At 71.1% G+C, this 22043-nt stretch carries 25 protein-coding genes, 4 tRNA genes and 2 pseudogenes; 17 read left to right on the top strand and 14 right to left on the bottom strand.

The window, feature by feature from the left end; all coding sequences use genetic code 11:
- Positions 1-120: 120 nt before the first annotated feature.
- Positions 121-609, bottom strand: coding sequence for a YajQ family cyclic di-GMP-binding protein (locus tag ACWDAS_RS20945; protein WP_450392892.1), 489 nt, complete (start codon positions 607-609; stop codon positions 121-123).
- Between the two features lie 188 nt (positions 610-797).
- Here ACWDAS_RS20945 and ACWDAS_RS20950 point away from each other — a divergent pair.
- A tRNA-Tyr gene (locus tag ACWDAS_RS20950) sits at positions 798-879 on the top strand.
- Positions 880-1201: 322 nt separating this feature from the next.
- Positions 1202-1633 (top strand): annotated as a pseudogene (locus ACWDAS_RS20955) (DUF4259 domain-containing protein).
- A 69-nt stretch (positions 1634-1702) separates the two neighbouring features.
- Here ACWDAS_RS20955 and ACWDAS_RS20960 read toward each other — a convergent pair.
- From ACWDAS_RS20960 to ACWDAS_RS20985, 6 genes are all read right to left on the bottom strand, one after another.
- On the bottom strand, positions 1703-2137 hold the full coding sequence (locus ACWDAS_RS20960; protein WP_450392894.1) for an AAA family ATPase: 435 nt from the start codon (positions 2135-2137) through the stop codon (positions 1703-1705).
- Positions 2065-2283: an AAA family ATPase gene (locus tag ACWDAS_RS20965; protein WP_450392897.1), complete on the bottom strand. Its 219-nt coding sequence runs from the start codon at positions 2281-2283 to the stop codon at positions 2065-2067. Before ACWDAS_RS20965 ends, ACWDAS_RS20960 begins: the two co-directional genes overlap by 73 nt.
- Positions 2280-2408 (bottom strand): hypothetical protein, encoded by a 129-nt coding sequence (locus ACWDAS_RS20970; protein ID WP_450392900.1) that lies wholly within the window; start codon positions 2406-2408, stop codon positions 2280-2282. The genes ACWDAS_RS20965 and ACWDAS_RS20970 overlap by 4 nt, the downstream gene beginning before the upstream one ends.
- A 249-nt stretch (positions 2409-2657) precedes the next feature.
- A complete protein-coding gene (locus tag ACWDAS_RS20975; protein WP_450392902.1) occupies positions 2658-4427 on the bottom strand; it encodes a trypsin-like serine protease in 1770 nt (589 codons plus the stop codon).
- Between the two features lie 273 nt (positions 4428-4700).
- Complete coding sequence (locus tag ACWDAS_RS20980) at positions 4701-4901, bottom strand: hypothetical protein (protein ID WP_450392905.1); 201 nt, start codon at positions 4899-4901, stop codon at positions 4701-4703.
- Between the two features lie 181 nt (positions 4902-5082).
- The gene (locus tag ACWDAS_RS20985) at positions 5083-5754 is read right to left on the bottom strand and encodes a cell wall-binding repeat-containing protein (RefSeq protein ID WP_450392908.1); all 672 of its coding nucleotides are present in this window, start codon (positions 5752-5754) and stop codon (positions 5083-5085) included.
- Between the two features lie 480 nt (positions 5755-6234).
- Here ACWDAS_RS20985 and ACWDAS_RS20990 point away from each other — a divergent pair, with 480 nt between their 5' ends.
- The gene (locus tag ACWDAS_RS20990; RefSeq protein WP_450392911.1) at positions 6235-6786 is read left to right on the top strand and encodes a DoxX family protein; all 552 of its coding nucleotides are present in this window, start codon (positions 6235-6237) and stop codon (positions 6784-6786) included.
- A gap of 163 nt (positions 6787-6949) precedes the next feature.
- Positions 6950-7195, top strand: coding sequence for a hypothetical protein (locus ACWDAS_RS20995; protein ID WP_450392914.1), 246 nt, complete (start codon positions 6950-6952; stop codon positions 7193-7195).
- Here ACWDAS_RS20995 and ACWDAS_RS21000 read toward each other — a convergent pair.
- Positions 7165-7632, bottom strand: coding sequence for a nuclear transport factor 2 family protein (locus ACWDAS_RS21000; protein WP_450392917.1), 468 nt, complete (start codon positions 7630-7632; stop codon positions 7165-7167). The genes ACWDAS_RS20995 and ACWDAS_RS21000 overlap by 31 nt on opposite strands.
- 51 nt (positions 7633-7683) lie before the next feature.
- On the opposite strand from ACWDAS_RS21000, the pseudogene ACWDAS_RS21005 reads away from it, so the two are divergent.
- Positions 7684-7872: pseudogene (locus ACWDAS_RS21005) on the top strand (hypothetical protein); the annotation flags it as partial.
- A gap of 493 nt (positions 7873-8365) precedes the next feature.
- Here ACWDAS_RS21005 and ACWDAS_RS21010 read toward each other — a convergent pair.
- Both ACWDAS_RS21010 and ACWDAS_RS21015 read right to left on the bottom strand, forming a co-directional pair.
- On the bottom strand, positions 8366-9028 hold the full coding sequence (locus ACWDAS_RS21010; protein ID WP_450392919.1) for an SDR family oxidoreductase: 663 nt from the start codon (positions 9026-9028) through the stop codon (positions 8366-8368).
- 28 nt (positions 9029-9056) lie between these two features.
- Entirely contained in the window at positions 9057-10301 is a 1245-nt protein-coding gene (locus ACWDAS_RS21015; protein ID WP_450392921.1) for an amidohydrolase family protein, read from the bottom strand.
- 213 nt (positions 10302-10514) lie between these two features.
- On the opposite strand from ACWDAS_RS21015, the gene ACWDAS_RS21020 reads away from it, so the two are divergent.
- From ACWDAS_RS21020 to ACWDAS_RS21050, 7 genes are all read left to right on the top strand, one after another.
- Positions 10515-10587, top strand: a tRNA-Thr gene (locus ACWDAS_RS21020).
- 46 nt (positions 10588-10633) lie between these two features.
- Positions 10634-10706, top strand: a tRNA-Met gene (locus tag ACWDAS_RS21025).
- Between the two features lie 87 nt (positions 10707-10793).
- A complete protein-coding gene (gene rpmG, locus ACWDAS_RS21030; RefSeq protein ID WP_004571794.1) occupies positions 10794-10958 on the top strand; it encodes a 50S ribosomal protein L33 in 165 nt (54 codons plus the stop codon).
- 100 nt (positions 10959-11058) lie between these two features.
- Positions 11059-11511 (top strand): FAS1-like dehydratase domain-containing protein, encoded by a 453-nt coding sequence (locus ACWDAS_RS21035; RefSeq protein WP_450392924.1) that lies wholly within the window; start codon positions 11059-11061, stop codon positions 11509-11511.
- Between the two features lie 4 nt (positions 11512-11515).
- On the top strand, positions 11516-11950 hold the full coding sequence (locus ACWDAS_RS21040) for a MaoC family dehydratase (RefSeq protein ID WP_450392927.1): 435 nt from the start codon (positions 11516-11518) through the stop codon (positions 11948-11950).
- Between the two features lie 77 nt (positions 11951-12027).
- Positions 12028-12591, top strand: a complete 564-nt coding sequence (locus ACWDAS_RS21045; protein ID WP_450392930.1) for a TetR/AcrR family transcriptional regulator — start codon at positions 12028-12030, stop codon at positions 12589-12591.
- Between the two features lie 80 nt (positions 12592-12671).
- Complete coding sequence (locus ACWDAS_RS21050; protein WP_450392933.1) at positions 12672-14114, top strand: MFS transporter; 1443 nt, start codon at positions 12672-12674, stop codon at positions 14112-14114.
- Positions 14115-14456: 342 nt separating this feature from the next.
- Here ACWDAS_RS21050 and ACWDAS_RS21055 read toward each other — a convergent pair whose 3' ends face one another.
- Entirely contained in the window at positions 14457-14999 is a 543-nt protein-coding gene (locus ACWDAS_RS21055) for a winged helix-turn-helix transcriptional regulator (RefSeq protein ID WP_450392935.1), read from the bottom strand.
- Between the two features lie 120 nt (positions 15000-15119).
- Here ACWDAS_RS21055 and ACWDAS_RS21060 point away from each other — a divergent pair, with 120 nt between their 5' ends.
- Both ACWDAS_RS21060 and ACWDAS_RS21065 read left to right on the top strand, forming a co-directional pair.
- Positions 15120-16289 (top strand): thiolase family protein, encoded by a 1170-nt coding sequence (locus ACWDAS_RS21060; RefSeq protein WP_450392937.1) that lies wholly within the window; start codon positions 15120-15122, stop codon positions 16287-16289.
- A gap of 83 nt (positions 16290-16372) precedes the next feature.
- The gene (locus ACWDAS_RS21065) at positions 16373-17428 is read left to right on the top strand and encodes a UDP-N-acetylmuramate dehydrogenase (RefSeq protein WP_450392940.1); all 1056 of its coding nucleotides are present in this window, start codon (positions 16373-16375) and stop codon (positions 17426-17428) included.
- Between the two features lie 108 nt (positions 17429-17536).
- Here the strand turns inward: ACWDAS_RS21065 and ACWDAS_RS21070 are convergent, their stop codons facing one another.
- Positions 17537-18550, bottom strand: coding sequence for an adenosine deaminase (locus tag ACWDAS_RS21070; RefSeq protein ID WP_450392943.1), 1014 nt, complete (start codon positions 18548-18550; stop codon positions 17537-17539).
- Positions 18551-18679: 129 nt separating this feature from the next.
- Positions 18680-19897, bottom strand: coding sequence for a pyridoxal phosphate-dependent aminotransferase (locus tag ACWDAS_RS21075; RefSeq protein WP_450392946.1), 1218 nt, complete (start codon positions 19895-19897; stop codon positions 18680-18682).
- A 203-nt stretch (positions 19898-20100) separates the two neighbouring features.
- On the opposite strand from ACWDAS_RS21075, the gene ACWDAS_RS21080 reads away from it, so the two are divergent.
- From ACWDAS_RS21080 to nusG, 3 genes are all read left to right on the top strand, one after another.
- Positions 20101-20173 (top strand) — tRNA-Trp (locus tag ACWDAS_RS21080).
- 63 nt (positions 20174-20236) lie between these two features.
- A complete protein-coding gene (gene secE / locus ACWDAS_RS21085; RefSeq protein ID WP_450392949.1) occupies positions 20237-20536 on the top strand; it encodes a preprotein translocase subunit SecE in 300 nt (99 codons plus the stop codon).
- Between the two features lie 69 nt (positions 20537-20605).
- Positions 20606-21421: a transcription termination/antitermination protein NusG gene (gene nusG, locus ACWDAS_RS21090; protein ID WP_450392952.1), complete on the top strand. Its 816-nt coding sequence runs from the start codon at positions 20606-20608 to the stop codon at positions 21419-21421.
- 86 nt (positions 21422-21507) lie between these two features.
- Here the strand turns inward: nusG and ACWDAS_RS21095 are convergent, their stop codons facing one another.
- On the bottom strand, positions 21508-21798 hold the full coding sequence (locus ACWDAS_RS21095; RefSeq protein WP_450392955.1) for a hypothetical protein: 291 nt from the start codon (positions 21796-21798) through the stop codon (positions 21508-21510).
- Between the last annotated feature and the right edge of the window lie 245 nt (positions 21799-22043).

Consider the following 22043-nt stretch of genomic DNA (forward strand, 5'->3'; position numbering starts at 1 on the left):
CGAGGGATTCCCGGGCGCCACCCTCCGAATGCGCCCCCCGCCGGAGCCGCCGGAGCGCCGGCGGGCACGGCAAAGGCCCCGGTCGCCTCCTCCCGACCGGGACCTCCGGCAGGACCTCGCTCAGCGGTAGTTCACGAACTGCAGAGCGAAGTCGAAGTCCTTGCCCTTCAGCAGCGCGATGACGGCCTGCAGGTCGTCCCGGCTCTTCGAGCTCACCCGAAGCTCCTCGCCCTGCACCTGCGCCTTGATGCCCTTGGGCCCCTCGTCGCGGATGATCTTGGCGACCTTCTTGGCGTTCTCCTGCGAGATGCCTTCCTCGATGGTCGCGAAGATCTTGTACTCCTTGCCGGACAGCTGCGGCTCGCCCGCGTCCAGCGACTTCAGCGAGATCCCCCGCTTGACCAGCTTGGTCTCGAAGACGTCCAGGATGGCCTTGACCCGCTCCTCGGAGTTGGCCTGCATCAGGATCTTCTCCCCGGACCAGGAGATCGACGCGCCGACGTTCTTGAAGTCGTAGCGCTGCGAGATCTCCTTCGCGGCCTGGTTGAGGGCGTTGTCGACCTCCTGCCGCTCGACCTTCGAGACGATGTCGAAACTGGAGTCGGCCATCTTCTGTTGGCTCCTTGGCTCTGATCCGTCAGGTTCGCGACCCGCCTCCGGGCCGCCTCCGCAAGCCTAGCCACCGGACCCGCCCGGAGCGCTGATCAATAGGGTGGCGAAGCACCCCCGCGCATCGGGTATTGTTTACGACGTCGCCAAGGGGACCGCACACAAGCGGCCCGCGGAGACACTTCCCAGGCGGTGTGCCCGAGTGGCCAATGGGAGCGGACTGTAAATCCGTCGGCTTAGCCTACCCAGGTTCGAATCCTGGCGCCGCCACAGTGGAAACACAGCCCCTGAGCTGCGGAAACGCAGAGCGGGGGCTGTTTCGTTTGCTCCGGCGGATGCGGGCCGCTGTCTCGCTCCGTTCCGTTCTCGCACGCTCTCTACCAGCGGTTGTGGACGGGGCGTGGACGGGAGCTGGGGTCCGACCTGCGGCTGTGGGGCATGCGTGGGACGGCGGACCGGCGCGTCCCGAGGAGTGTCGGAGCCTGGTCGCCGTCGCCGCCGGATTGTCAGTGGCTAGTTGTAAGTGCCAACAACGCTCGTGATCAATACACCTAGTGCGAGGCTCCCGGCGAAGCTGTGCGAGGAGATCACCATGGGTACCTGGGATACCGGCCCCTTCGACAACGACACTGCCGCGGACTTCGCCTGCGCTCTCGACAGTGCCAAGCCCGAGGAACGCGAAGCCCTGATCCGCGGCGTACTCACCCGAACCGTGGACGCCAGCGGTTACCTCATGGAGGCGGAGGAAGCCGTGGCCGCTGCGGCACTGATCGCGGCGCAGTGTCCAGGCGGCGAACCGGTCGACACGTCCTACGGCCCTGAAACGCCTATGCCGACCTTCCCCTCCGATCTCCGGACCCTGGCAGACGAAGCGCTCGCCCGCATCGGCAGTGACGAATCCTGATTGGCATCGAACTGGATCGATCCACGGGACGGGAGGCAATGGCGTGCGACGCTCAACAGCCTTCGCGCCGTACTCGCCCCGCCGCCACCGACCATCCCGCTCTTCGATATCGAGCCATAGCGCAGGGCGGCGGGTTCCGTCGTACCCGCCGCCCTGCGCATGGGCGACCAAGGCAGGGGGTTGCCTCGCTCACTCAGGCGAGCCGAAATCTTCGCGTTCGCGGCTTCGTCCCCGCCCTTCAGGAACTTCGCGTACACCCGGACCGACCGGGGAGGCGCCGCGCATCTCGGCGAACACGTCGATGACGACCATCCGCGCGTGCGGGTTCCTGTCCAGCCATGCGGCGATGGCGGCGGCGCCGCCCTGCGGCAGCGGCGGGCACTCGGTCACCAGGGTCAGCGCGGCCGGGGCGGGCTGCCCACCGAGCAGCTTGCCCATACGGGTCTGAAGACGGCGCGGGGTGTCCTCCAGAGCGAGGTAGAGCCGTCCACGGGCACGCTGTCGAATGCCTTGCACCCCGCTGCAACGGAGCGGGCCAACCCGAGGGAGAGTCAGGACTTTCCGACCTTGGGCGGTCCGGCGAGCAGGTTCACGCCCTCGGAAAGGATCCCGGGCACCGCCCACTTGGGCTCGGGGAACTCCGCGGCCACGAGCTGATCGGCCGTCCACGCGGTGCGCGGCTTGGCGGGCGGGGGCGGCAGCTCCGGGGCGGGGTCACGCCGGACCGAATACAGGTGCGGCGGGGTGATCGGGGTGGGTTCGGGGCTCATGCCGCCACCGTCCGGGGGCGGTTGGCACCGGTCCGCAGACCGGACGCGATGGTGTTCCGCGCCTCGTGCTCGGTCTGGCCCGCCCGTGCGGCGGCCTCCGAGAGCCACACGGCCACCTGCGCCAAGGCTAGCTCTCCCCCGCCAACTGCCCGAGGGCGACAGCGGCTCGGTAGAGCGCCGTGTCGCGCGTGCCGGGAACGGCGCCGGTCACCTTGTCCGGTTCGGCGGTCACGGCGGACCGCAGGTAGGCCCCGCGCCGATCGGTGGCGAGCGGGTCCCGGCCCGCCCTGCCTGAGGACGCGCCGGGATCCGCTGGACGAGAGCCATACGGTTGGCCCTCACCTGGTCTTTCGGCCGGTCCGGTGACCGATGGCTCAGCCGAAGAGGCCGTACTGCTGCCAGCCGGTGCCGATGGTCACACGGGTGCTGAAGAGCTCCGAGGTGGCCCTGCCGGTACCGGGGTAGAGGTACAGCGTGCCGCCGGAGGTACGGGCCAGGAAGTCGGCCTTGCCGTCGCCGGTGACGTCACCGACGGCGTCGAAGCGGTTGTAGCCGCTCCAGGTGCGGACCTTGACACGGCCGGAAAGCGGCGCAGAGGACTTGCCCGTGCCCTTGTACAGGTAGATGTCCGAGGTGCTGGAGTTGCGGGCGAGCAGGTCGGCCTTGCCGTCGCCGGTGAGGTCGCCGTGGCCGAGCAGCATGTTGTACTGGTTCCAGCTCGTGCTGGTGCCGACCTGGACGCGGGACGCGAAGCTGCCGTTCCCCTTGCCGGGGTACAGCCACAGCTTGCCGCCCGAGTCGACGGACATCAGGTCGGGCAGCGCGTCGCCGGTCATGTCGCCGGGGACGACGATGCGGGTGCGGGTCTTCCAGTTGTCGAAGCGGTAGCTCCAGGCCCAGCTGTTGCTGCTGACGACGTAGTGGCCCCAGTAGATGTCGCCGCTGGCGCTGTCGCGGATGATGTAGTCCTGGTAGCCGTCCCGGTTGAGATCGGCCTGTACGACGACGTTGAGACCGCTCCAGTCGCCCAGGGACTGGCGGGTGGCGAAGGACGTCCCCTTGGAGTCGTACTCGAAGCCCGTCGAGTCGGAGCTGCGGCGCACGAACACGTCGGCCCTGTGGTCACCGCTCATGTTGGTGTCGTCGATGCGCGGGTAGGCCGCACCGACGTACGTGCTCACCTTGGTGAAGACGCTGTACGCGCCGCTGGCGACGCAGTCCTGCACACCCCAGGAGACGATGCCGACGATCCTGTTGTCGACGATCAGCGGGCCGCCGGAGTCGCCGTTGCAGGGCGTGACCGTGCCGGTGTCGGAGCCTGTGGCGGGCTTCCCGGCGCAGACCATGTGACCGGCCACGAAATCGGTGCCGTAGAAGCCGCTGCAGGTCGCGTTGGAATTGATCGGCAGGGTGGCGGTGCGCAGGTTCTCCGAGATGTCGCCGGTGGTGGAGCTGGTACGGCCCCAGCCATAGACCGTGGCGCTGGTGCCGGCCACGTACGAGGCGGTGTCGGTCGAGGTGGTGATCTGGATCGGCTTGGCGCTGACCGGGTTGGGGAGGGTCAGCACCGCGAGGTCGTTGTCGGTCGTGGTCGCGTTGTACGACGGGTGGTTCCACTGCCGCCACACGCCGGAGACGGTGCCGCCGTGGAGGTCGGTGTTGCCGGCGGTGTCCGTCGTGGGGAGCTGGGCGGTGCCGGTGACGACAGCGCCGTGGGCGTGCCAGTTGAGGCCCTTGACGCAGTGCGCGGCGGTGAGGATCTTCGTGGGCGCCACGACGGTGCCGCCGCAGAAGATGCCGTAGTCGTCGCTCTCGTCGGTGGTGCCTTTGTCGTCGTAGTACCAGAGCTGCGCCATCCACGGGGCCGAGGTGATGCCGGTCTCGGTGCCGCCGATGATCTTCGGGTCGACCGCGGTGGACGAGGGCGGGGAACTCGCCAGGGAGCTCGTCGCCGTCTTGGTGCCGGCCGTCCCGGCGTCCGCTTCGAGCGCGCCCTTGACGCGGTCGGTCAGAACGGCCGTGGGGGTGGTGGTGTGGGCACTCTCGCTGACGCCCGGGAGCGAGGAGGCGGGTGCGGCGTTGGCCGGCGTCATGAGCATCGCGCCCGTGATGCCGAGGGCGAGAGCGGCGGTGGGAATCACCATGCGTATCCCACGTCTGTGCCTCCCGCCCTTGATGGCAGAGAACACTCAGGTCTCCTGTCGAGGTGGTGGAGCGTACGGGGACAGGAGGGACCCGCCGGGGCGCGGGCAGCGCACAGCGCAGCCGTTCGGTCGGACATGTCCGGAGAAGGAATCCCCCCCTCATCCGTGGCTGGCCGATCATACGATTGAGGGGCGGGTCCCGTCACCGAGATTGGTCTCTGGGCATCCCCAGGCACTTGGCCATCTGCGCGACGCCCTGGACGGCGAGCCCGACTAGGTCAGCCGGTAGACGTTGCGGCCCTCGCGCTCGCGCAGGAGGGTGCCGAGCCGCTCCCCGGTGGCGAGGAATGCGCCGTCGTCCAGCTCCAGGACGTCGGGGCGGTTGTTGCAGCCGGTCGACCCCGCGCTCGGCGGGCGTCGATCCGGTGCGGCGCATCGGACTCCTTGCAGTGGCAGGATCCGTGATATGGGCACCGAGACGGATTGGGTGTACCGGGTCTTCGAGCCGCACGGCTCGGAGGGATGGCGCCCTTACGGCAGGGAGTCCGAACGGTGGCGGGGCACGATCACCGCCGATGATTCGAGCGAGGGCCCCCGATACGCCGTCGCCCTCGTCGTTGCCGACCTGATGACCGAGTGGAAGACGCGCGGCCTTTCACGGGCGAGGCACGTGCGGGTCCTCCTCTGGCGCGACGAGGAGGGCGACGAGGCGGACGCGGACATCATCGTGGAGGTCCGGCCGAGCATCCACGCCGAGTGACCGGCGGGTGTCCGGTTCCTTGTACGCCTTGTACGCCTTGTACGCCTTGTGCGCTTTGTGCGCCTTGGCCAGCGCCGGCTCCGCGTCGATCCCCACGGTGATGATCTTCGGCGTGCTCGGGCTGTACTTGTTGGGGTGGCCGTACACGGACGCGGTCATGGTCGAGCCGTCGGTCAGCAGTACCACCGCGGTCCCCGAACCGCCCGTGGAGCCCGCGGCGGAACTGGCCGCCAGCGCGTCGCGGTGGTCGGTGCCGGTGGCCGGGAACACGTACTTCGGCGTGCTGGTGATCGCCTTGGCCACGGCCACCGAGGTGGAGTAGCGCGATGCGTCGGACAGCCGCTTGGCGACGTACCCGAGCGAGGTCACCTTGGACGCCACCGAACTGCCGAGGACTTTGGTGCCGCCGACCGGGTAGACCGTCTTGCCCTTCGGCGGCATGCGCTTCGGCTCGGTCTGCACCCAGGAGTCCAGACTCGTGCCCGAGGTCATCAGCACCGGTCTGCGCTTCCTGCCGGCCAACGAGGCCGCGGTGGTGGCGTACGCCGAGCTCGACTTGCTGATCACGCCCTGGATGAGATCCGGATCCCCGGGTGCCGGTCCAGTCCGACCAGGGCGAAATCCTCCGGACCGGAGTGCCGCCGTGCCCTGCGGGTGCCCTTCATGTCGTACGAGATGCCCAGCACGCGTTACACGGCACCCGGGTCGGCGGTCGTTCGGATCGGTGCCCTTCCGTGCCGGCTCGACCTGCCCGGGCCCGCGCGATGCCGGCGCCGGCCCGGCGGAAAGGCGCCCCGAGCTGCCGAAATCCCGACCCGGTTCGTCACGCGGCATCACCGGCACATGCCGACCCTTCCGGCAGACCAGGATGAGAGGCAGGAAAAAGGTGTAAACGTGGTTGAACAAGGCACGGTGCTGACACGTACCCATGGGAAGGGAGGAGGGATGCCCGTGTGATTCGCGGTGACCGCATCGACACGCTCCGCTGGTCCCCGGGGGTCGGCCGGCGCCGCCCATCGGGGCCTCGGGGGCAGAAGAGGGTTCCCTATGCATTACATAGCTGAGCGTCTGCGGGTCCCGCCCCAAACCGCGGACGTCGTACCGGCTCGGCCTCCGGTGACCGCCGGCGACTGCGGCCTGCTGCTGATCCGGCTCACGTTCGGTGTCGTGATGGCGGGACACGGGCTCCAGAAACTCTTCGGGTGGTTCGGCGGGCAGGGGCTCGCCGGGGCCGGCAAGGGCTTCGAGATGCTGGGTTACTCGCCCGGGAAGGTCTTCGCGGCCATATGCGGGGCCTCTGAGTTCCTGGGCGGCGTGGGCCTGGCGCTGGGGCTGCTCACCCCGCTCGCGGCGGCGGCCCTGATCGGCGTGATGATCAACGCCATGGTCACCGTCTCCGGTGCGCACGGACTGTGGGAGGAGCAGGGCGGCATCGAGTACAGCCTGGGCATCACGGTCGTCGCCCTCGCCGTCGCCGCCATCGGCCCCGGGCGGCTCGCGCTTGACCGCTTCTTCCGCTGGGGGAGGGGTGGCTGGGTCGAAGCCGCCCTCGCGCTGGGTCTGGGCGGCGTGGGAGCCGCCATCGTCCTGAGCATCTAGGCCGGCCTCCGTGCCGGTGGCACACGCGTGCGGCCCCGGGGCGCGGGGGAGCGCCCCGGGGCCGTGGGCTGTCCCGGGGCGGCGGGCGGGGCCGCGAAGCTCACCCCTTCGAGTGACGTGTGAAGCCTGCGGAGAAAATCGAACACGTGATTGAATCCTGTGTATGGCCAACACCGTGTTCCCGCCCGATTTGGTGCAGGCGCAGCGCGAATGGCACCTCACCTACGCGCAACTCGCCGCCGAGCCCGACCATGCGGCGATCCTGAGACGACGCCTTCTGTGGCTGTCCTGCCGGCTGTTCTGGCACCCGTACTGGCGCACCGGACCGGGCCGCTCGCCCGCGGCCCGGGTGGAGCTGCGGCAGCAGGCTCGCGCGGCTCAGAGCCCGAGGTCGGACAGACCCGGGTGATCGTCCGGCCGCCGCCCCTGCGGCCAGTGGTACTTGCGTTCCGACTCGGCGATGGGGAGGTCGTTGATGCAGGCCAGCCGTACCCGCATCAGGCCCTCGTCGTCGAACTCCCAGTTCTCGTTGCCGTAGGAGCGGTACCAGTTGCCGGAGTCGTCATGGCACTCGTAGGCGAAGCGGACGGCGATGCGGTTGCCGTCGAAGGCCCAGAGCTCCTTGATGAGGCGGTAGTCCTGCTCCCTGGTCCACTTGCGGGTGAGGAACGCGACGATCTCATGCCGCCCGTTGATGAACTCGGCGCGATTGCGCCACCGGCTGTCCGGTGTGTAGCCGAGGGACACCTTCTCGGGGTCGCGGGTGTTCCAGGCGTCCTCCGCCAGGCGCACCTTCTCGATGGCGCTCTCGCGGGTGAACGGGGGGGCCGGGGGCTTCATCGGCATGCTCTCTCCGTGGCGTGAGGGGGGGCGGCGCTTGCTTCCCGATACGACCAAGTGCAGCCCAGAGCGGGGCTGATCGCATCTCGGCCGACCTCCCCGCACGCCGAATTCGCGGACGACGCAATTTCAGCAAGGAGGTCGCCGTGGGCCCGTTGCCCGTTCCGGGGTTCCAAAAGAGGCCTCTTCGGCGCCGTCCTCACCCGCGACGGCGAGGTCGTCGCACGCGGACAGAACCGCGTCCTCCTCACCGGCGATCCCACCGCCCACGCCGAAGTGGAGACCATCCGCAAGGCGGTGGCGCGCATGAGTCCGGAGGCGCCCTCCATCTCGGAGGAGCACCGAAAGGGGGCACGCTGGAGTACGTCCCGCGCCCCGAGGGTTCACCCGCCCCGGTGCCCGAGCGCGCGCCCGGATGCTCCAGGGGCACAGCATCTACATCAGCGGCGCGCCCTGCCCGATGTGCATGAGCGCCATCTACTGGCCGCGCATCGAGGCCGGCCACCCGGGAGATCGGCTTCGACGACGCCTACCAGTACGAGGACTTCGCCAAGCCGCTCGACCAACGGCGCATCGAGAGCCGCCAGATGCACCCCGAGTTCGGCGCGAAGGCCTACCAGGCGTGGATGGAGAAGCCCGACCGTCACCCGTACTGAAAGCCCTTCGCCCGCCGGGGCCGGCACCCGAACGGTGCCGGCCCCGGCGGGTCTGCGGCGCCACATGAGGCCGTACGGGAAGCTCAGTTGCCCGCGATGTCCTTCACCGCGACCGACACCGGCGTGTGACCCCCGATCAGCTCCAGGGTCAGCCCGGCCGTCGACGGCGTGTCGAGCAGCTCCGCGAGGACCGCCGCGACGTCGTCACGGGTCACCGAGCCGCGCCCGGTGGAGGCGGCGAGCCGGACCCGCCCGGTCCCCGGGTCGTTGACGAGCAGACCGGGGCGCAGGATCGTCCAGTCCAGCGAGGTGCGATGGCGCACCTCGGCGTCGGCGGCTCCCTTGGCGCGCAGATAGGCGGCGAAGACGTCGTCGGTGCCGGGGCTGGGGTCGGTGTCGGCCCCCATGGCGGAGACCATCAGGTAGCGGCGTACGCCCGCGCGTTCGGCCGCGTCGGCCAGGAGCACGGCGGCGTCCCGGTCCACGGTCTCCTTGCGGGCGGCGCCGCTGCCCGGCCCCGCGCCCGCCGCGAAGACGACCGCGTCGGCGCCGCGCAGCGCCTGGGCCACCTCGTCCACCGACGCCGCCTCCAGGTCCAGCTCGATCGGCTCCGCGCCGGCCTCCCGCAGGTCGTCGGCCTGTTCGGGCTTGCGGATGATGCCCGCCACTTCGTCGTCGCGCGCGGCGAGCAGCCGCTCCAGCCGCAGCGCGATCTGTCCATGTCCACCAGCGATCACAGTGCGCATGCCACCGACGCTACGCCCGGCGCGCCGTTCATGCCGGATCACGGCGGCTCCTCGACTGACGCGGCAGGTCGAGCGCCAGGGTGTCGGTGTACTCGCGGACTGCGCTGGTCCGGGAGACGACCCGGCCCCGGTGGATGACGATCCTGCTGTAGGCGAGGGACAGCGCGCCCTCCAGCCGGTCGGCCCGTACCGCCAGCAGCTCGGCGGGGAAGCCCGCCTCGACCCGCACCTCGGGCAGCCCCATGACGGCGCGGGCGTCCCGGCTCACCGCCTCGTACGCCTCGCCGGGGGCGCACTCGCCGTGGGAGGCGAGCAGGAAGGCGGCCTCCAGGGGGTCGCCGCGGCCGACGGGGTTGGTCAGGTCGCGCAGCGCCCCGCTGCCCGCGGCGATCCGGACGCCGGCCGCCCGCAGGGTCCGGACCGGCGCGGTGCTGCCCCGGCGCACCGACTCCAGGGCGCCGCAGTTGCCCTGCGGGAGGGCGGTCAGCGAGACCCCGGCGGAGGCGAGCTGCCCGGCGAGGCGGACGGTGGTGTCGTACGGGAGCCGGGACAGGCCCCCGCAGGGGCCGAGCGCGACGCCGGGGCGCAGGCCGCCGGCCATCGCGGCGAGCCGGGAGAGGCGGGCGGGGTCGGCGGCGTCGGTGTGCAGGTCCACCGGGAGGCCGAACTCGGCCGCCACCGCGAGCACGGCCTCCGCGTACCCGGCGGGGTCGGGGTCGAGGTCGGGGCAGCCGCCCACGACGCCGGCCCCCATCTTGAGGGCGTCGCGGAGCACGGCGAGGCCGTCGGCCCCGGCGGGCCCGGTGAGCACCCGGGGCACGGCCACGGTCTGCAGGTCGACCAGTCCGCGCAACGCGCGCCGGGCCTGCAGCGCGGCCTCGAGGGCGCGCAGCCCCTGGACGTCGCCGATGCGGATGTGGGTGCGGACCGCGGTCGCGCCGTGGCCGAGCTGATGGAGCGCGCCCTCGGTGACCCGCCGCTGCACGTCCTCGCCGTCGTACGAGGGCGGGCCGCCGCAGTCGGCCGTCAGGGCGGTGTCGAGGTGGGCGTGCGGCTCGGCGGGCGCGGGCAGCAGGAGGTAGCCCCCCAGATCCACCCGGGTGCCCTCGTGGAGGCTGCCGGCGGTGCCGACGGCCTCGATGCGCGCTCCGGCCAGGCGCACGTCGACGGTGCGGCCGTCGGCGAGGCGGGCATCGCAGAGCAGGAGGGCGGGGGCTGGGGCCGCTTCGCCGAGCGGGGGGTCGGTGGGCTGCTGCGGCTGGCTGTCGGTCATCGCGCTCCTCGGGGCCGGAGGCAAGATCACGCGGTTCCGAGCCTAGGGCGCGGTGCCCGGTCCGTCCGGGAAGAGCCAATAGTCGTACTGGTGACGTCAAGTGACGTATGGGACCGAGCGGGTGGGCCGGCGGAGGTGGGGAGCGGTCCGGCGACTGCCCGCAAGATACGGATTTCACCTTCGGCGGCGGACCGTGTAATGTCTTCCTCGCTCGCCCCAATAGCTCAGTCGGCAGAGCGTCTCCATGGTAAGGAGAAGGTCTACGGTTCGATTCCGTATTGGGGCTCTGGTGATCGGATGACCCGCCACCCGGCGGGTGATCTCTTCATCGAAGCGGCGTAGCTCAGTCGGTAGAGCAAGCGGCTCATAATCGCTGTGTCACCGGTTCAAGTCCGGTCGCCGCTACCCGCGTAGCCGATTGTGGGATCGGTCCCTCAATCGGCTACTCTTTCCGTGTTCAAACCTTATTGCCGTTCGTCAAGGAGCACTCACGTGGCCGCCACCGACGTCCGCCCGAAGATCACGCTGGCCTGCGTGGAGTGCAAGGAGCGGAACTACATCACCAAGAAGAACCGGCGCAACGACCCGGACCGTCTTGAGATGAAGAAGCACTGCCCGCGCTGCAACGCGCACACCGCGCACCGCGAGACGCGCTGACCCAGGCCGTAAGACCAACGAGGCCGCCCCTGTGACCGGGGGCGGCCTCTTGGCGTTGGCATCCCGCCGACGACACAAACCACAGCTCCAGGAGGTGCCGATGGCGCTGGACCAGTCCTTCGTGGGGCGGTCGTATCCGCCCACCGCTCCCTACGAGGTGGGACGGGAGAAGATCCGCGAGTTCGCCGAGGCCGTCGGGGACCCGAACCCGGTCTACACCGACCCCGACGCGGCCAAGGCCCTCGGCCATCCGGATGTGATCGCGCCGCCGACCTTCCCCTTCGTGATCACCTACAAGGCCTCGGGGCAGGTCGTCCTCGACCCGGAGCTGGGACTGGACTACGGCCGGGTGGTGCACGGCGACCAGAAGTTCAGTTACACCCGCCCCGTGCGGGCCGGCGACCGCCTGTCGGTGACGGTCACCATCGAGGCCATCAAGTCGCTCGCGGGCAACGACGTCATCGACGTCCGCGGCGAGGTCCACGACGAGAGCGGCGAGCACGTGGTGACGGCGCTGATGAAGCTGGTGGCGCGCGCGCCGGAGGGTGAGTGAGCTGATGACCGCGAAGATCTCCTACGACGAGGTCGAGGTCGGCACCGAGCTGCCGGCGCAGTCCTTCCCCGTGAACCGCGCCACACTCGTGCAGTACGCCGGTGCCTCCGGGGACTTCAACCCGATCCACTGGAACGAGAAGTTCGCCAAGGAGGTCGGCCTGCCGGACGTCATCGCGCACGGCATGTTCACCATGGCCTCGGCGATCCGCGTGGTGACCGACTGGGTCGGCGACCCGGGAGCCGTCGTGGACTACGGGGTGCGCTTCACCAAGCCCGTCGTCGTGCCGAACGACGCGACGGGCGCGCTGATCGAGGTCAGCGCCAAGGTCGCGGCCAAGCTGGACGACGACGAGCGTACGGTCCGGGTGGACGTGACGGCTGTCAGCGCCGGGCAGAAGGTGCTGGGCATGTCGCGCGCGGTGGTCCGGCTGGCGTAGCCGTGAGGAGAGGGCGGCGGGTCCTCCCGCCGCCTTCCTCTTGAGTTCGGTTGTTATTGACTGATAACTTACTTTCCATGGCAGGCGACGGCATGCGTATGAGTGCGGAGGAGCGCCGTGAGGCGGCGATCCGGGCGGCGATGACGGAGTTCGGGAGGGGCGGCTACAACGGCACCTCCACCGGCGTCATCGCCAAGCGCATGGGGGTGTCGCAGCCGTACCTCTTCCGGCTCTTCCCGAACAAGAAGGCGCTGTTCCTGGCCGTCGTCGCGCGGTGCGTCGAGACGATCGAGGCGCACTTCGAGAAGGCGGCCGAGGGGCTGGAGGGGGAGAAGGCGTTCGAGGCGATGTGCAGCTCCTACCAGGAGCTGATCGGAGGCGGCGACGTACTGCGGATGCAACTGCAGATGTACGTGGCCTCCGTCGACGACGACGAGATCCGCGAGGCCTGCCGGCGGGGCTGGCTGGGCCTGTGGGATTACGTCATGGCGCGCACAGGGGTGGGCAACCGCGAGACGGCGGAGTTCTTCGGCACGGGAATGCTCGTGAACGTACTGGTGGCGCTCGGTGTCCCACAGGGCGAGCGCGGCTGGGCGGGGGTCGAGGAACTCTACGCCGACCGCTTTCCCGACAAGGGCTGACGGGTCGCGTCGGCCGTTCGAGGGGTACATCCATGCCCCTGAAAGTTATTGATCAATAACTAATCTGCTGGGGGATTCCCATGGCACCGTCACCGCAGGAGGGCAGGCGCGGCAGCGTCGGCTGGGCCCTCGTCATCACCAGCGTCGCCGGCTTCATGGCGGCGCTCGACAATCTGGTGGTCACCACCGCGCTGCCCTCCATCCGCGAGGACCTGGGCGGCGCACTGGAGGACCTGGAGTGGACGGTGAGCGCCTACACGCTCACCTTCGCCGTCCTCCTCATGTTCGGCGCCGCCGTGGGCGACCGCTTCGGTCGCCGGCGCATGTTCCTCGTGGGCCTCGGCATCTTCTCCGCGGCCTCCGCCGCCGCCGCGCTCGCCCCCGGCATGGGCGAACTCATCGCGGCCCGGGCCGTGCAGGGCGTCGGCGCCGCGATCCTCATGCCGCTCACCCTCACCCTGTTGTCGGCGGCCGTCCCGCCCGAGCGACGGGGCATGGTCTTCGGCATCTGGGGCGCCGTCAACGGCCTCGCCGTGGCCGCGGGACCGCTGATCGGCGGCTCGCTCACCGAACACATCTCCTGGCAGTGGATCTTCTGGGTCAACGTCCCGCTCGGCCTGCTCCTCCTGCCGCTCGCCCGCCTGCGGCTCGCCGAGAGCCACGGTCCCAACCCCCGGCTCGACGCGACCGGAACGGTGCTCGCCAGCGCCGGCCTGTTCGGCATCGTCTACGCCCTCGTCCGCGGCAACGCCGACGGCTGGACCAGCGGCCCGGTCCTCGGCGGACTCATCGGAGGGGGCGTGCTGCTGGCCGCCTTCGTCCGGCACGGCGTCCGCGCCCGCAATCCGATCCTCCCGATGCGGCTCTTCCGCAGCCGCGCCTTCGCCGCCGTCAACGCGGCCAGCCTGCTGATGTTCCTCGGCATGTTCGGCTCGATCTTCCTGCTCAGCCAGTTCCTCCAGGGCGTGGCGGGCTACTCCCCGACCGAGGCGGGGCTGCGCATGCTGCCCTGGACCGGCATGCCGATGATCGTCGCGCCCATCGCGGGCTTCCTCTCCGACCGCATCGGCGGCCGCCCGGTCGTCGCCGCGGGACTCGCCCTCCAGGCGGTGGGGCTCGGCTGGTTCGCCCTGGTCATCGAGCCGGGCGTGTCGTACGCGGCGCAGGTGCCGGCGCTGATCGTGAGCGGCATCGGGATGGCGATGTACTTCGCGCCGAGCGCCAACATCGTGATGGGCAGCGTCCGGCCCGAGGAGCAGGGCATCGCCTCGGGTGCCAACAACGCCCTCCGCGAGGTCGGCGGGGCCCTCGGGGTCGCGACCCTCGCGGCGGTCTTCTCCGCCCAGGGCGGCTACGAGTCCGCGACGCGGTTCGTGGACGGCCTCACCCCCGCGCTCTGGACCGGCGCGGCAGCCGTCGCGGTCGGCGCGGCCGCGGCTCTCCTCGTCCCCACCCGCCGCGCCGCGGCACCGACCAGCACGATCCCCACGTCGCCCAAGCCCCTCGTGGACGCGATGCCCTGACACCCCTTCCGGGGCCGCGCCCCGCCGGGCCCGACCCGGCGGGGGCGCGGTCACGTCCGGCAGGGCATTCCGTCGAGAAGCCCCGGCACCACCCGCCCGCGGTCGCGAACGAGACGGGAGGGGCGGGCGGGACGGGGCCGTACGGACGCTGCGGGATATGTGCGGCCCGCTGGGTGACGTGCCGCTCACGAAGGCGTCCCGGGCTCCGGCGGGGCGTGAATGGCACGGTTCGCCAGGACCGTCCCAGACGCGCCCCGGCCCAGGCGCGACGGTCAGGCGCCCCCGGGGCCACCTGGCGCCGGAGCCCCAGGCCACCCCACACCGCGGCCACGCCCACTGAGGTCAGCCCGACCCCGTCGGTCCCGTGCGCGTCCACTCCCCACCCCGGAGGTCGAGCGTCAGGTCGTGGTCGTGGACCTCCTCGCCGCAGGTGCGGCAGTACTCGACGGGGTCCACCGGATGATCGTCCCGGTGCCGCAGGACGACCGGCGGCTCGTCCATGACCCACTTGTCGCCCCACGCCACCAGGGCGCGGATGACCGGCGCGAGATCACGCCCCGCCTCCGTCAGGTGGTACTCGTGCCGCGGCGGCCGCTCGCTGTAGGCGCGCCGCTCGACCACACCGGCCTCCTCCAGCGCGCGCAGCCGCGCGGTGAGCCGGTCGCGCGGAGCGCCCGTGTTGCGGGCGATCGCGTCGAAGCGCCGGTTGCCGTACACGATCTCGCGGACCGCGAGCAGGGCCCACTTCTCGCCGACGACGTGCAGCGCCGCGGCGGCGGAGCAGGGGCGCCCCGGCAGCCGGGGCCGCCGCGCGGACGGCGAGGTGGCCGAAGGGGTGGCCGAAGGGGTGGCCGACGGCGTGGTCGGCGGCGTGGTCGGGCTCACCCGCTCAGTCTCACATAGCGGGTTGTTATTTCAAACCCACTCGCCGTAGCCTCGTCACCGTTAGTTAGGTGGAAAATCAAACTTACCCCGACCGCAGGAATCGCAGGAGGCGAGAACGTCATGCGTGACGCCGTCATCGTCGAAGCCGTACGCACCCCCATCGGCAAGGGGAAGCCGAACGGGGCCCTGGCCGGCACCCATCCGGTCGAACTGCTCGCACACACCCTGAAGGAGCTCGTCGGCCGCAGCGGGATCGACCCGGCGCTGGTCGACGACGTCATCGGCGGCACCGTGGACCAGGTCGGCGAGCAGGCCATGAACACCACCCGCTGGGCCTGGCTCTCCGCCGGCTTCCCCGACTCCGTTCCCGCCACCACCGTCGACCGGCAGTGCGGCTCCTCCCAGCAGGCCGTGCACTTCGCCGCGCAGGGCGTCATCGCCGGCGCGTACGACGTCGTCGTGGCCTGCGGAGTGGAGTCCATGAGCCGGGTGCCGATGGGGTCCAACGTGCTGCCCGGCGCCGACCCGTTCGGACCCGGTGTCGCGGAGCGCTTCCCCGGCGGACTCGTCCCGCAGGGCATCAGCGCGGAGCTGATCGCGGCCAAGTGGTCGCTGAGCCGCGAGGCGATGGACGTCTTCGCCACCGAGTCGCACCGCAAGGCGGCCGCGGCGTGGGCGGCCGGGGCCTTCGAGGCCGAGGTCGCGCCGATCGCGGGGCTCACCACGGACGAGTCCGTGCGTCCCGCCACCACTCCGGAGGTCCTCGCCGGGCTGCGTCCCGCCTTCGCCCACCCCGGTTACGCCGAGCGCTTCCCGCAGATCGACTGGTCGGTCACGGCGGGCAACAGCAGCCCGGTCAACGACGGCGCCTCCGCGGTCCTGATCACCAGCAGTGAGACCGCCGAGCGCCTCGGCCTGCGCCCGCTCGCCCGGCTGCACAGCTTCGCGGTCACCGGCTCCGACCCGCTGCTGATGCTGACCGGCGTCATCCCGGCCACCGAGCGCGTCCTGCGCCGCGCCGGGCTGGGTCTGGACGACATCGACCTGTTCGAGGTCAACGAGGCCTTCGCCAGCGTCGTCCTGTCCTGGCTGCAGGAGACCGGCGCCGACCCCGCCAAGGTCAACGTCAACGGCGGCGCCATCGCGCTGGGCCACCCGCTCGGCGCCAGCGGCACACGGCTGATGACCACTCTGGTGCACGCCATGCGCGCCCGCGGCGCCCGCTACGCGCTGCAGACCATGTGCGAGGCGGGCGGCCTGGCCAACGCCACGGTCCTCGAAGCCCTCTGACCCGGCGGGCGCCGTAGCGCCGGACGCGGGTACGGGGCGGGCAGCCCCCTGGGGGGCACCGCCCGCCCCGTACCCTGAATGCCGTGCACGTACTCCACGACGCCCCGCTCGCGCCCCTGACCACCTTCCGCCTCGGCGGCCCCGCGACCCGCCTGGTGACGGCGACGACGGACGCCGAGGTCGTCGAGGCCGTCCGGGAGGCCGACGCCGCCGGGACGCCGCTGCTGATCATCGGCGGCGGCAGCAATCTCGTGATCGGCGACGAGGGCTTCGCGGGCACCGCGCTGCGGATCGCCACCCGCGGGTTCGAGCTGCGCGGCACCGAACTGGAACTGGCCGCGGGCGAGGTCTGGACGGACGCCGTCGCCCGTTCCGTGGAGGCGGGACTGGCGGGCATCGAGTGCCTGGCCGGCATCCCGGGCTCCGCCGGGGCCACGCCGATCCAGAACGTGGGCGCCTACGGCCAGGAGGTGTCCAGCACGATCACCGAGGTGATCGCGTACGACCGGACCTCCGGTGAGACCGTCGCCCTGGACGGCGCCGAGTGCGCCTTCTCCTACCGCCACAGCCGCTTCAAGGCGGACCCGGCGCGCTACGTCGTGCTGCGCGTCCGCTTCGCGCTGGAGGACGCCGGCGGCATGTCCGCCCCGGTGAAGTACGCGGAGGTGGCCCGCGCCCTCGGTGTCGAGGCGGGCGACCGGGTGGCCCTGGCCACCGCCCGCGAGACGGTGCTGAAGCTGCGCTCGGGCAAGGGCATGGTGCTGGACCCGGAGGACCACGACACCTGGTCGGCGGGCTCCTTCTTCACCAACCCGGTCCTCACCGAGGCCGGGTACGCCGACTTCCTCGCCCGCGTCCACGACCGCCTCGGCCCGGACGCCACGCCCCCCGCCTACCCGGCGGGCGACGGCCACATCAAGACCTCCGCCGCCTGGCTGATCGACAAGGCGGGCTTCACCAAGGGCTACGGCACCGGCCCCGCCCGCATCTCCACCAAGCACACCCTCGCCCTCACCAACCGGGGCGCGGCCACGACTGCGGATCTGCTCGCCCTCGCCCGCGAGGTCGTCGAGGGTGTCCGCGCGGCCTTCGGGATCACGCTGGTCAACGAGCCGGTGACGGTCGGCGTCAGCCTTTAGAGCCCTCCGGGCACCGGCCCCGGGGCCGCGGTACGGCCCACCCAGCCCACGCGACCGGGACGCCATCCCGGCGGCCGGCCGGCAGCGCCCGTAGCGTCCCGGCCGGGATCAGCCGCCGATCCAGTCGTCGATGCCCGCCAGCAGCTTGGTCCGCACGCCCTCCGGCGCCGCGGAGCCGCGCACCGACTGGCGGGCCAGCTCGGCCAGCTCCCCGTCCGTGAACCCGTGCGCGTGCCGCGCCAGCTCGTACTGCGCGGCCAGGCGCGAACCGAACAGCAGCGGGTCGTCGGCGCCCAGCGCCATCGGCACCCCGGCGTCGAAGAGGGTGCGCAGCGGCACCTGCTCCGGCCGGTCGTAGACGCCGAGGGCGACATTGGACGCCGGGCACACCTCGCACGTGACGCCCCGCTCGGCCAGTTTCGCCATCAGCCGCGGGTCCTCCGCGGCCCGTACGCCGTGCCCGACCCGGCTGGCGTACAGGTCGTCCAGGCAGTCGCGGACGCTGCCCGCGCCCGCCAGTTCCCCGCCGTGCGGCGCCGCCAGCAGGCCGCCCTCCCGGGCGATCGCGAAGGCCCGGTCGAAGTCCCTGGCCAGGCCCCTGCGCTCGTCGTTGGAGAGCCCGAAGCCGACGACTCCCCTGTCCGCGTAGCGGACCGCGAGGCGCGCCAGCGTGCGGGCGTCCAGCGGATGCTTCGTGCGGTTGGCGGCGACGAGGACGGCCATGCCCACACCGGTCTCCCGGGAGGCGGTCTCCACGGCGTCCAGGATGATCTCCATGGCCGGGATCAGCCCGCCGAGCCGGGGCGCGTACGAGGTCGGGTCGACCTGTATCTCCAGCCAGCCCGAGCCGTCCTTGGCGTCCTCCTCGGCGGCCTCCCGCACCAGGCGCCCGATGTCCTCGGGGGAGCGGAGCACGGACCGCGCGATGTCGTACAGGCGCTGGAAGCGGAACCAGCCGCGCTCGTCGGTCGCGCGCAGCTTGGGCGGCTCGCCCGAGGTCAGGGCCTCGGGGAGGTGCACTCCGTACTTGTCGGCGAGCTCCAGCAGGGTCGCGGGCCGCATCGAGCCGGTGAAGTGCAGGTGGAGGTGCGCCTTGGGGAGGAGGGATACATCGCGTGCCATTCACAGATCCTGCCGCACCGGCGGGGGGTGCCGGTACCGCTTTCGCGCGCTTTCCCCGAACGAGCGCTTGCCCGCACACACACGCGGGCCCCCGGACCGCCAGGTCCGGGGGCCCGCGGGGCGGTTCGCTCAGGCCTTGGCCTCGCCCAGCAGCTTCTGCAGCCGGGAGACGCCCTCGACCAGGTCCTCGTCACCGAGCGCGTACGAAAGCCGCAGGTAGCCGGGGGTGCCGAAGGCCTCACCCGGGACCACGGCGACCTCGGCCTCCTCCAGGATGAGTTCGGAGAGTTCGACGGAGCTCTGCGGCCGCCTGCCGCGGATCTCCTTGCCGAGCAGGGCCTTGACCGACGGGTACGCGTAGAACGCGCCCTCCGGTTCCGGGCAGAGGACGCCGGGGATCTCGTTGAGCATCCGCACGATGGTCTGGCGGCGGCGGTCGAAGGCCTTCCGCATCTCCGCCACGGCGTCCAGGTCGCCGGAGACGGCGGCGAGGGCGGCGACCTGTGCGACGTTGCTCACATTCGAGGTGGCGTGCGACTGCAGGTTGGTGGCGGCCTTGACGACGTCCTTGGGGCCGATGATCCACCCCACGCGCCAGCCGGTCATGGCGTAGGTCTTGGCGACGCCGTTGACGACGATGCACTTGTCGCGCAGCTCGGGCAGGAGCGCCGGCAGCGAGACGGCGGCGGCGCCGCCGTAGACCAGGTGCTCGTAGATCTCGTCGGTCAGCACCCACAGGCCGTGCTCGAGGGCCCAGCGGCCGATCGCCTCGGTCTCGGCCTCGGTGTAGACGGCGCCGGTCGGGTTGGACGGCGACACGAAGAGCACGACCTTGGTCTTCTCCGTGCGGGCGGCCTCCAGCTGCTCGACGGAGACCCGGTAGCCGGTCGTCTCGTCGGCGACCACCTCGACCGGCACACCGCCGGCCAGCCGGATCGACTCCGGGTAGGTCGTCCAGTACGGCGCCGGGACGATGACCTCGTCGCCCGGGTCGAGGATCGCGGCGAAGGCCTCGTAAATGGCCTGCTTGCCGCCGTTGGTGACCAGGATCTGGGAGGCGTCGACCTCGTACCCGGAGTCACGCAGCGTCTTGGCGGCGATCGCGGCCTTCAGCTCCGGCAGCCCGCCGGCGGGGGTGTAGCGGTGGTACTTCGGATTGCGGCACGCCTCCACGGCCGCCTCGACGATGTAGTCGGGCGTGGGGAAGTCGGGCTCGCCGGCACCGAAGCCGATGACCGGTCGCCCGGCGGCCTTGAGCGCTTTGGCCTTGGCGTCCACGGCGAGCGTCGCGGACTCGGAGATCGACCCGATGCGGGCCGACACGCGTCGTTCAGTTGCAGCGGTCATGTCTGCATCGTCGCAGACCCGGCGGGGCCGGAGCACACGAGTTCACGTTCCGGGCAGAACCGCGCGGAACCGCGCCGAACACGCAACGCATTCGACGCCCGGGCCGTGAACACGTACACTCATCCGTCGATGGCCCCCGCGAGCTGATCTTGGTTGCGCACATCGTGCAGCCGCTCGGATGCGGTACGTTGGGGGACACCCAAAGGGTCGTAGCTCAATTGGTAGAGCACTGGTCTCCAAAACCAGCGGTTGGGGGTTCGAGTCCCTCCGGCCCTGCTACAAGCAGGCAGACGCTTTGAGGATTTTTTCGGCAAACGACCCGGATTCAGGTGAGGACGAGTGACGGAAGCCCTGGGCTCCACCGCGACGCCTGAGAGTGGTCGTCCCGACAGTGAATCCGCGGACGCCACCTCCAAGAAGCCCCGCCGCGGCGGCAAGCGCGGCAAAAAGGGCCCTCTCGCGCGCCTCGCGCTCTTCTACCGCCAGATCGTCGCGGAACTCCGCAAGGTCGTCTGGCCCACGCGCAGTGAGCTCATCACCTACACCAGCGTGGTGATTGTCTTCGTTGTGGTCATCATCGCGCTCGTTACCGTGATTGACTGGGGACTCAACAAGGGCGTCTCGTACGTCTTCGGGTGATTCCTCCTGCGGAGGGCGCCCGTGGCGCCCGACCGCCTGTTCCACATCGTGAAGGAAGAAGCAGCGACCGTGTCTGACCCGAACCTGTACGACGCCGACGAGACCGTCGAGGGCGACGACACCGCGCTCGACATCGTCGAGGCAGCCGACGGCGACATCGACCAGGCGGAGGCTGCAGACGAGGCCGCCGGCGAGCCCGCCGAGGAGGCCGCCGTCCAGGTCGTCGACGAGGACGAGCTCACGGGTGGGGAAGCCGCGGAGGAGCAGGCCCCGGTGGACCCGGTCGCCGCCTTCCGCGAGGAGCTGCGTGTCCTGCCCGGCGAGTGGTACGTCATCCACACCTACGCCGGCTACGAGAACCGCGTGAAGTCCAACCTGGAGCAGCGCGCCGTCTCGCTGAACGTCGAGGACTACATCTACCAGGCCGAGGTGCCCCAGGAAGAGGTCGTCCAGATCAAGAACGGCGACCGCCGCACCGTCCGCCAGAACAAGCTGCCCGGCTACGTGCTGGTCCGCATGGACCTGACGAACGAGTCCTGGGGCGTCGTCCGCAACACCCCGGGCGTCACCGGCTTCGTCGGCAACGCCTACGACCCGTACCCGCTGACGCTGGACGAGGTCACCAAGATGCTCGCTCCGGAGGTCGAGGAGCAGGCCGCCGCCGCGGAGGGCGGCGAGGGCGCCGCGCCGAAGCGCAAGGTCGAGGTCCAGGTGCTGGACTTCGAGGTCGGCGACTCGGTCACGGTCACCGACGGCCCGTTCGCGACGCTGCAGGCCACGATCAACGAGATCAACCCGGACTCGAAGAAGGTCAAGGGCCTCGTCGAGATCTTCGGCCGTGAGACCCCGGTCGAGCTCAGCTTCGACCAGATCCAGAAGAACTAGTCGGACGATCGTCCGGAAGAGCCCCTGCTCGGCGGTTTCCCGTCGGGCAGGGGCTCTTCCGCGTCCGCGGGGTCGTCAAGGGGCCGTCACGAGGCCGTCGGCTCGACGCCCCGAGGGGGGAAGCCGTGGATCCCCGGGGCGTCGACGGAGTCCGGTATGTCGAGGGGGCAGACGCCCCAATCCCGGGCGATGCGCATGGCATGGTCCTCGTCGGGCATGGCGGCGAACCAGGCGTCCCATCGGGCGTCCTGCCAGTCCTCCCGGCCGTTCTCCAGCCATCGGCGTCCGACACCGAGTTCCCGCACGACGGCGGTGGGCTCCCCGAGGTGCAGGGGGACGCCGCCGCGCTCGCCGATCCGGCAGTAGGCGCGGGTCAACGCGCCCGCCTCGGTGGCTCAGGCGTGGCACTCGACGATGCGGTCGGTGCCGGCGTACCGGACGTCCCCAAGGCGCGTGCTCAGCGTCCGGAGCCGACCGGGGAAGCGCGGATCGGCGGCGTCGGGGCAGGCCGCCGACCGGTGTCCCGGGCGGGTCCCCGCCCTTCTCTGACCTGCTCGGTTTCAGAGCTCACCGTGGTACCCGTTATCGTGGTGCGGTATGCCTGCTCGCAGGCAGGAAAACT

This window comes from Streptomyces sp. NPDC001070, assembly GCF_053598835.1.